This is a genomic window from Lactobacillus sp. UMNPBX19 (assembly GCF_002553805.1).
Taxonomy (GTDB): domain Bacteria; phylum Bacillota; class Bacilli; order Lactobacillales; family Lactobacillaceae; genus Lactobacillus.
The window spans coordinates 1-1,396 of the sequence record NZ_PCYR01000071.1 but is presented as its reverse complement, the minus strand read 5'-3'; the positions used below and the strand labels follow the sequence as shown (position 1 = coordinate 1,396).

1 protein-coding gene is annotated in these 1,396 nt (G+C 32.4%); it reads right to left on the bottom strand.

Annotated elements, in window-relative coordinates; genetic code table 11:
* Positions 1-1,256, bottom strand: a 1,256-nt coding sequence (locus tag CP370_RS09075; RefSeq protein WP_098046676.1) for an ISL3-like element ISLjo2 family transposase, incomplete at its 3' end; no start/stop codon positions are given.
* Positions 1,257-1,396: the final 140 nt, after the last annotated feature.

Here is a 1,396-nt window from a genome sequence, read left to right as displayed (position 1 = left end):
TTTGATTCCTTTTCTTTTATAATATTTTCTTCGAGTCTAATTCTAATTAATAAATGTTTGAAATTTCTATAGCCATAAGCAGTACGTTCAATTTGTTTAATCTTGCGGTTAACTCCTTCAAGACAACCATTAGAATAAGTTGAGGTAATACCGTTTAGGACACCAGAATAATTACGTTTAAAAGTTAATAGAGTTTGATGCATTTGTTTACCAACACTTTGTTTTGAATGAAGTAGATGGATAACTTTCTTTTCATCGTTATCCTGAATAGCAGTCATAAAGTCCTGCATAACCCAATAAGTATTTTCTAAGGTTTGGTCACAATCTAAACCATCTAAGACAACATGCTCCTGTGTTAGACAGTCCTTAAAATGCCAGTCGTAATAAGGAGTAGTCTTATTAAGTTTGTCATATTTCATGAGATAAAGCTTCCAAGGAGACTTTAAAAGCTTATATTCACGGCTTCTTTTATTAAATTGCTTCATGATTTGAACTCGGAAAATATTAAACGATCTAGTAAGCATTTGAACCATATGAAAACGGTCAATAACTATCTGAGCATTTGGAAATAATTTTCTAGCAACTAAAGGATAATAACAATTAAGATCCATAGTTACTGTTTTAACCATTGCACGAGCTTTAGGAGTGAACTTGTAAAAATAGCGTAGAATATCAGGTTTGAAACGAGTTCTAAGAATTTGAACAACTTTGTGAGTATCACCATCTAGACAAATAAAGTGAAGCTTTTTGCCTACACCTTTGAATTCATCAAAGGCTAAGTGTTCAGGGAGATGATCAAAGTCATCATAGAACTTAGAAGAGCAGGCTTCTAATACTCTTTGAACCGTGTTGACAGATACATTATGTTCTCTAGCAATGCTGGTCATTGAACGATCTTCAGTAAGAGCAGAAAGTATTTTTCGCTTAGAAGTGTTAGAGATATAGGAGCCTTTATTAACCAGATTAGATTGAGCCATAGATCTTTTTAAACAGTCATTGCAGAGAACACGTTGTTTTCTTAATCTGATAGTAACGGGCTTACTAGCATCAGCAGTAATGAAACGAACGTTAGAAACGTAATGACCGTTATGCTTAAGATTAGTAGAACGACAATAAGGACAAGTAGGCTGGATCAGCTCAGCTAAATATATTTTGTAAATCTTACCGTTAATATTTTCATTTGAATAATCAGAAAAAATAATGTTTTTATCTTCAACATCAAGAGTAAATTTAATATAATCATTTAAAGAGGACATAGTTTGAATCTCCATACACTTAATTGAATTGGTCGAAGAAGGATTTTAAGTAAGAGAGGACTATGGCCTCTTTTTTTACGTAAAAAAATCCTGTCGATAGAATATCATAGATATTCATCAACAGGAAAAATTATACAGCC